At 67.6% G+C, this 8,241-nt stretch carries 5 protein-coding genes; 1 reads left to right on the top strand and 4 read right to left on the bottom strand.

Features of this window, described 5'->3' with window-relative positions; genetic code table 11:
* Positions 1 to 1,180, bottom strand: a 1,180-nt coding sequence (locus BM051_RS28185) for a trypsin-like serine protease (RefSeq protein ID WP_177217021.1), incomplete at its 3' end; no start/stop codon positions are given.
* Between the two features lie 356 nt (positions 1,181 to 1,536).
* Complete coding sequence (locus tag BM051_RS28180) at positions 1,537 to 5,271, bottom strand: ALF repeat-containing protein (protein ID WP_092537182.1); 3,735 nt, start codon at positions 5,269 to 5,271, stop codon at positions 1,537 to 1,539.
* A gap of 431 nt (positions 5,272 to 5,702) precedes the next feature.
* Here BM051_RS28180 and BM051_RS28175 point away from each other — a divergent pair, with 431 nt between their 5' ends.
* Positions 5,703 to 6,257 carry a hypothetical protein gene (locus BM051_RS28175; RefSeq protein ID WP_092537179.1) on the top strand — a complete coding sequence of 185 codons (555 nt, stop codon included), beginning with the start codon at positions 5,703 to 5,705 and terminating at the stop codon, positions 6,255 to 6,257.
* A 275-nt stretch (positions 6,258 to 6,532) separates the two neighbouring features.
* Here the strand turns inward: BM051_RS28175 and BM051_RS28170 are convergent, their stop codons facing one another.
* On the bottom strand, positions 6,533 to 7,669 hold the full coding sequence (locus BM051_RS28170; RefSeq protein WP_092537176.1) for an amidohydrolase family protein: 1,137 nt from the start codon (positions 7,667 to 7,669) through the stop codon (positions 6,533 to 6,535).
* Positions 7,670 to 7,884: 215 nt separating this feature from the next.
* Positions 7,885 to 8,241, bottom strand: a 357-nt coding sequence (locus BM051_RS28165) for a tachylectin-related carbohydrate-binding protein (RefSeq protein ID WP_244894520.1), incomplete at its 5' end; no start/stop codon positions are given.

The raw sequence follows: 8,241 nt of genomic DNA, 5'->3' as shown, positions 1-8,241 counted from the left end.
TCCCGTCCGGAGTGCGGGCGTACAACACCCCGTCACCGGCCGCCACGATGAGGTCGTACTGCCCCCAACCGCTCTCCACCACCCGGTGCTCCCACTGCTTCGTCGCGTGGTCGTAAGACCTCCAGTGGAGGTTGCCATCGGGCTCGATCGTGTAGATGTGACCCTTGCTGTCCGCGGTGACGCGGTTGCGGTAGGCGTCGGTGGTGTACCGCTCCCAACCGTAATCGATCACGTCGTACCACCCGCCATTAGGTCGATCCCATGCTGCGCCGTTCCAGCGGTAGCGGCGTAGTTCTCCGTTGTCTTTAGCCGCGTAAACAACACCGTCGATTGACGCAAGCGCACGTCCGCTGATCCAACCGTTTCCACCGATGTGCTGGCCGTCGATCCACGAGTCGTTGCCGTAGCGGGGCGCGGTGTGCTGGTCCAGCCACATCGTGTCGTCGGGGTGCACGGCGAAGATCGGCACCGCCGACTTGCATTCGATGTACAGGTTGGGGACGTGCTGACGCAACCACGGGTCCAGCCCGTCCACCCGCGTCTCAATGCCGCCCTGCCGAGTCTCGCTCACCTCCAGGCAGCCCTTCTGCCAGGAGGCGCTGTTAATCGCGACCAGCTCAACCGCGCCGTTCCGCTCGCGCAGCGCCGGCCCGCCCGCGTCACCCTTGCACGTGCTCGCGCCGTCCTCCCCCACCACCTCAACGGTGGTCGACGCGACGGACTGAACCCTGAACCGAGCATGCTGCAGCTTGTCCGGCACCCACACGTCCTCGGTCCGCCCGAACCCCGCGACCCGCAACACCTCCCCCTGACCAGGAGCAGTACGCGCGATCGCCGGCCGATCCACGTTCCACACGGGCTCGGCGAGCCTACCCAGCGCAACGTCCCGCTCAGGGTGCGAAACCACAGACATCACGGAGACAGACTTCCCCGCGTTCGTCGCCAGATCGGGCCTCCCAATGATCGCCTCCGCCATCGGCGACCCAGCCGCTGCCGCCTGCACCCCGTTACCGCTGAAGCAACTCCTGGCGGTGAGCACCCACTCCGGGTCGATCAGGACGCCGGTACAACCGCGGGCTCCAGAAACCTCGATCTTCGCGATGAACCCGTAGTCCACCGCCCGCGCGACACCACCACCCGCCACAGCGTGCGCCGGCGGACTGACCAACAACCCGAACATCATAACCAGCGCGGCGCCACAAACCCGCAACCCGCGAACCGTCCTACACAACAAACTGTTCCTCTTCTAGTGGAAGTACGATATCAGCGAAGGTCGTCGCGAGCGTGCTCGATGGCCCAAATCAGAACCTCTATCGGCACGGGGGCGGATTGCGGGTCAACTTCTAAGCGCACGTCTCTCCAACTCTCGCCAATTTTGCGGTAAAGAAGAAAGAACACGGGCCGTCCAGCCTCGTCTGTCGTGTGGTATTCGCACACGTACTCGTTATCAGGTTCAACCCTGACTACGTCGACTACATAATCTCCGACCTGCTTTTCCAAAATTTCGACACACCTTTCAAAAGATTCTAACCAAGGTCAATCCATAAACCCAACAAATCTGCCGTCCGCAGTGAATCTCGCACCAGTCCCGTTTGAGATCCTAATATCCCATACATCCTGATGGACTCCCTCCACCTTGCCGCGAGTCTTTGACCATCGAGATTCTTCATGGTATAGAATCTCGAAAAGCTTCAACTCGCCAACTGTATTATATCCTCTGGGGTCTCCCTTTGCTGGCGTCGGCCAAGCAGCTGCGTTCTCTCGACCTAGCTTTTTGTGCAGAGCCTTGCCCGCATAAGTATACGCTCCGCCCTTATCAGTGGGATCAATCTTGAGAGCACTCATGAAGGCACCTTCGAGACTGAACGGAGGACAGGCAGCGCTCGGGGCACGCGGAGAAGCGCAGGGGGCAGCAACTTTCCTGACAGATGAGATCTTGGCCGCCACCTCAGCCAATCGCGCCCCGGCGGATTCTGTTTGGACTGAAACAGCTTCCAGGACGGCAACTGATCTCGAAGCGACAATGCCGCCCATCGTTCCGCCGGCCACCACCGTAGACCACGAGAGCAACGCGGTTCCTTCGGGCATTGCCGAAAGGAGAATGACACCACACACCTCGGATATGGCACATGCACCACCAGCGACAACACCAAGATATAGAGCGAGCCCCTTCGCCATCGCCCCGATCAGAACACTAACCGACTCAACGACATCCAGTATCCGGTTCGTCTCGAAATCGGGGTTCAGGACATCGCGGAGGCAGTTCTCGTAACCCGGACTTCCCTGCTCATAGAGATTCAGGCAAATACTACTCCGCTGGAGAGCGAGTTCGGCAGGCCGAGTAAGTGTGTCACCCACCGAGTTGATACACTCCTCATAGCCACTGGGATCGTTGGCATGTGTGGTCCGGCATTGTTGCCCGAGCCGCAGCATGAGCTGTGAGCGCTCGTACTCGGTCTTGTTTACGGCGCGCTGCCACGCTTCGTTCGCGGCCTGGACGGCTGCCTCGGCGTCCTTGCCCGCCGCGATGGCCGACTGGTACGCGTCACGAGCGGCGGCCGAGGCCGACGAGGCATAGCCCGCTGCCTGTCTGGCCGAGACCTGAGCCCAGATGGCCGAACGGTTCGCCTGGCGAGCCGACTCGCGTGCCGCCGCGGCGGCACGACGGGCTGTGGCTGCGGATTCCGCGGCCTGACGAGCCGACTGCTCCGCGCGTACCGCCGAGTCGTGTGCCTGCCGGGCGTACCCCGCGGCCTCGTCGGCCGAGTTCTTGGCCTGCCGTGCATAGCCCGCGGCTTCCTCGGCGGCCCCCCGTGCGGTGGCGGCCGCCGCCTGGGCCTCGGCGGCATTACGCGCGGCTTCGGCCGCGGATCGAGCAGCCTGGGCCAAGTACCCGGACACCGCGGCGTCGTGGGCCGCTGCCTCCCGGTCGTGGCGGGCGGCGATGTGCTGGCCGGTTTCCAGGAACTGCCGGAGGAAGGCCGGCGGGCCGTCGAGCGCCACCTGCGCCATCGCCTTCAATTCCGGCCCGCTACTGTCGCTGGCCAGCAGCCGATTCACCTTGATCCGGTCATCGTGCCCGGCGGCGGTGTACTGCTCGGTGTCCAGGAACTTCCGGTACGCCTCGTTGGTGCCCGCGTCGAGCGCTCGTTGCGCGGCCTGCTGCACCGTGGTGCTCTCCGTACGCAACGCCTCCGACAGGACCTGGTTCACGGCGATACGGTTGTCGGTGTCGCGCCCGGGATAGTCCCGTGTCTCCAAGAACCGGCGCACGTCCGCAGCGGTCCCGGCGAGCGCCGCTTCCGCGGCCTTCTTGAATCCCTCGGTACCGGTCTTGGCAAGGCTTCTCAGCGTTTCTCGGTCATCCTGACCCGCTGCCTCGGACAGTCTGTTCTGGACATACGCGACGACTTCGGCGTCGGATCCCGCGAGAGCCGCGAGCGCGGCCGCCTGGCTCCACGGCCCTCCAGTGCTGGCCAGGCGCAGTGCGACCCGACGGCCGTTCCCGACCACGACAGCAACAGGTGCGTCCGGCGTCCGAGCCTCCGCCAAGAGTTGCGTGGTCTCGGCATCCCGCCGGGCTTCCTGTGTCGCGGCCCAGTCCACGCTCTTCTGATGGCGTGCCGCCGCCGCGTTGGCCTCGCGCGCCGCTTCACCGGCCTGCTCGGCCTGGACGGCCAACCGCTCGGCATCGGCCTGCCGGGCGGCGTCGTACACCTGGCGGGCCTGCACCACCGCATCCAGCGCCGCCTTCGCCGCGGCGGAGGCCGCGTTCGCATGCTCGGTGGACAGTCTGGCCGCATCCGCCGCGTTCCCAGCGTGCTCAGCAGCCTTGTCCGCGGCCGCCGCAGCCACCAACGCGTCTTGTGCCGCACGGTTGGCCGCGGCCCGAGCCTGGTACGCCGCATTTGCCGCCGCATTGGCGAACGCTTGCGCGGCGTTGGCCGCCCGGTTGGCGCGAGCCGCCTGGCGATTCGCGTGCGCCGCCGCCGCCCGAGCCTGCGATGCGTTCGCCCCAGCCGCTGCCGCGAAGTTCCCGGCCGCGGTGGCGGCGTTCGCCGCCGAGGCCGCATGGTTACCAGCCGAGCGGGCGGCTCCGGCAGCCGCGCTGGCCTGTTGAGCGGCATCACCCGCCGCCTGTGCGGCATCAGCCGCCCGTTGCGCCCCGGCGGCCACGTCACGGGCTGCCTGAGCGGCCTGCCGAGCGGCGGCGGCCTTCGACGCGTCCGTTGCCGCGGCCGCGGCGGCCGAGTAGGCACGCGAGGCCGCCTGGCCTGCCTTGGACGCCGCGGTAGCGGCTCGGGTAGCAGCGCTCGCCGCCACCCGGGCCGCGTGACTCGCGGCGTTCGCGGCGCTGATCGCCTCCCGTGCCGCGTATGCCGCTCGGTTCGCCGCGTCGGCGGCACGACCGGCGGCGCTGGCGGCCTCCTGCGCGTTCCCCTTCGCGCTCTCCGTGGCCTGTGCGGCGACCTCCGCCGCCTGACGGGCCAGCTCTGCCTCCTTCACTGCCCGTTCGGCGGCGTCCTTGGACAGCTTCGTCTCACGCGCAGCCTGCTCGCCCGCGTCTTTCGCCAAGGCGGCGAGTTGGGCGATGGTGGCAGTCTCCTGGTCGCGGGCTTCGGCGATCGGCCACTCCGACTCGATGAACCGGGTCAGCGCCTCGGTCGTGCCTTCGTCCAGGGCATGCTGAGCGGCCCTGCGTACCTCGGGTCCACCATCGGAAAGGATCTGGTTGACCCGGATCCGCTGGTCGTGGCCCCACGGCGTCTCCCACCCGGACTGCAGGAACTCCTGCAACGCCTCCGTGTTGCCGGCGTCCAATGCACGCTGCGCGGCTTTGCGCACCTCGGGTCCACCGCTGGCGAGCAACTGGTTGACCCGGATCCGGAGGTCATGGCCCCACGGCGTCTCCCACCCGGACTCGAGGAAGGCGCGCAGCGCGCCCTCGTCCGTGGAGTCCAGCACGCGCTGAGCGGCATCCTTCATCGCGGATCCGCCGGCCGCCAACATCCGGTTGACGCTGATCCGGTCGTCGGTCTTCGCCGCCGCTGGCTGGCCCGAACTCAAGAAGGCCTGGATGTCGGCGTCAGATCCGACCAACGCCTGTTCGGCCCGAGCCTTGACCACCGGCCCCGCCGTCCGCCAGATCATCACGACCCGTGTCCGGTCGGTCAGTGGTGTGACCTCCGGGCTCTCGGAGCCGGTCGATGATTCCGCGACCACCGGTGGTGCGATAGCCACCTGCAGGACCAACGCGATGATCAACGACAATGCGGCCGCGGCTCTACCCGAGCGCGGCCGAGATCTCCATATCTTCACCGAACTTCACACTCCCCACCGCTGTGGCGCTTGCTCGCTCGATCCCCGCTGCCTTCGATACACCGAAAGGCAAACTCCAGCTTCCTACCACAAGCACAGCAACAACCACTAACGAAGAGTTCGCCTTGGGCCAAATGGCGCACAGCGAAGTACGGCAAGCGGCCACCGCCACTAGTAGCACCCGGAAACGTTACGTGGAAACATAGGACTATCGCCACGTGCGCCACCTGTAACGAAGTCGACTATCAGGACGATGAGGCACCTGCTTCGCGATTAATCACCATTGGGAGGCACTGGTCAATCCAGATTCGAACAGGCATACTTCCAGCGCTGCCCGTCCAGTCCGGCCATTCAGGCTCCAGAGCAAACGGAGAGAGTTCATCGTGCGACAGTTGACCCGTGTCCTGATGCCGCTCGCGGTCGGCGCCGCCACCGTCGCCGTGGTGGTGGCGGCCGGACTCGCCACCGACGCAGATAGGCCGGCCCCCGTGGCTCAGCAGCAGTCCGAGCAGCAACCGGGGATCGTCGAGGACTACTCCTACCCTGGTGCCGCCAGGATCCACACCGAGTACGGCGTCATCCTCGAGTCGGGTGACGGGCACATCCTGTTCGCCGACTGCTCCACGGACCAGGGGACGGGCGTCGGACTGGTCCAAGTGCGCACGTCAGAGGGGATCGGGAAGAACGGGCAGGGTCTCATCTGCTTCCGCGTCACCGCGCCCACCGGCTATCTCACGTTGAAGATCCCCGCTGTGTACGAGATCCGCGGAGACGGGCGCACCAGCGGGGACGGGCACAAGCTACGCGCGGAGCTGAGCACCGATGGCGGCAACCGCACGGTGGTGGAGGTGAACCCGAACGGTTCCACCCCGGTTGGCGTGGGGACGGGGAAGGACCCCACGACCCTGCTCCGGCTCGAAGCTCACGGTGAGGCGTGAGGCGCTGAGATCCACGTCTCGTCCAGCTTCAGCGGAGGGCGCGCAGCGCGGCGACGATGGCCACCACGCCGCAGCGAGGAGTGCGCCCAGGCGCTTGGCCATCGCGGAGGTCGGAGACGCTGCGGAGGGGCGGGGGCTGGGTCTCGGTCAGGGATGTGCGCGCCGGCGGGCTCGGTGGTGAGCTACCGGCGCTGGCCGGCGGCGACAGCAAGTTCAGGAGTTCCTCCGCACCCGCGCGGGCACGACACCCAATCGGCGAGCGCCGCGCCAGGGAGTCATGGTGAGACGCGGTGTCCGTCGTGCCAGACTGCGCGTACCCGGCCAGCCAGGTCCTCGACGGCGAGTCCAGGTCCGTCCAGGAGCACGAGGTCGGCACGCAGGCCGGGTTCGATACGGCCGCGGTCGTGATCCAGTCGTAGGAGCCGGGCCGCTTCGCTGGTCGCCGCCTTGATCGCGCCCGCGTGGCCGAGGCCCGCGTTCGCCAGCAGTGGGAGTTCCGCCAGCAGGTCGAGGTGCGGGCGAGGGGCCATGTCGGAGCCCGCCGCGATCGGTACGCCGGCGGCGGTGGCGAGCTCGACGGATCGGCGGTGGGCCGCGATCGCCTCGTCGTCACCGGTCTGCCACAGCGGTGCCAAGGTGGGCACGTACCAGCATCCGTTCCATCGCATCGCGGAGGCGGATTGCTCGTCCAGGAACACCCCGTGCTCGATGCTGCGCGCGCCGGCGCTGGCGGCCGCGGTGACGGCGGTCGCGGTGTGCGCGTGGGCCATCACATCCCGGCCGCACCGGCGCGCTTCGTCCACCAGAGCGGCGAGTTCCGCGCCGGTGGGCCCGATGTCACGGCCCATGGTGAGCGAGCGCAGGGATCCCGATGCACCCACCTTGATCCAGTCCGCGCCCGCCCGAACCATGCGCCTTACGGCGGCTCGAGCACCGTCGGCACCGTCGAACACCGGATCGGGCAGCGACGGATCTCCCAATCTGTCCATCGCTCCGAGGTCCGGCGCCCATTCGTCACCCAGCCCCCCGCTTGGCGACAACTGCCGCAAGCTGATCAGCAGATCCGGGCCGGTGATCCACCGTCCGCGCAGCGCATGAGGCAGTCCGGCGTCGGCACCCCAGGCGTCCCGAACCGTGGTCACCCCGCGAGCGAGCAGGCGGCGAAGCACCGGCACGGCCTCGAGAACCCTGGCGCTCCGCGGAAGCGGCTCGGGACGCGGGAACGCCACGTGCGCGTGGCAGTCGATCAGACCCGGTATCAGCACCCCTCCGCCGCAGTCCACGCGGTCATCACCGTCCAGGCCCACCCCGATCGCGGTGATCCGGCCCTCCACCACGCGAACATCCACGCAGGTGATCGACCCATCATCCGGACCGACGACCCCCGCTCCCGCCAGGACCACCGCCACCATGCCCGCAAGCGTCCCACGCGTCACTGGCGGCGGGTGCACAGCACTCGCGACACTGCCGAACGTCCCGTTGGTCCGCGTCTCAGTGGGCGCGTTGACGAGAAGACCTCGTCCGGCCCTGTGCCGCACGAAGTGGCGCCGATCGGGTCAGTGCCAGCAGGCCGAGAACCCGCCTCGCGTCCGGGGCCGGAGTGGTACCCGGCCCCGGACGGCGTGGGTCACAGCAGGCGACAGCTGTCCGGTGCCGCGGTCACAACGTGCGTGCGATGCCAACCCTTGCTGAGGAGCTTGCCTCCTCTGGTCCCGGTCTCCGCCCACTTCTGCGCGTCCGGCAGGTACCGGTACCAGTACGAGGCGTCGTTGTTCCAACTCGAGCGGATGCCGTACAGGATGTCCGCGCCCGCGGACGTGATCGAGTGATACATGTCCCACGCGGCCCCGATCTGCCCGGAACGGGAGATCCAGCGCTGACCTTCGGCGTCGTAGTGGTGCCGGAACAACTTCCCGTCCGGAGTGCGGGCGTACAACACCCCGTCACCGGCCGCCACGATGAGGTCGTACTGCCCCCAACCGCT

It is taken from the genome of Amycolatopsis arida (assembly GCF_900115565.1).
Lineage (GTDB): Bacteria > Actinomycetota > Actinomycetes > Mycobacteriales > Pseudonocardiaceae > Yuhushiella > Yuhushiella arida.
This window is presented reverse-complemented; position numbering and strand designations above follow the sequence as displayed.

Bases quoted from the DNA above. Each gene is read 5' to 3' on its own strand.
- BM051_RS28170 (WP_092537176.1), bottom strand. From the start codon at position 7,669: ATGGTGGCGGTGGTCCTGGCGGGAGCGGGGGTCGTCGGTCCGGATGAT.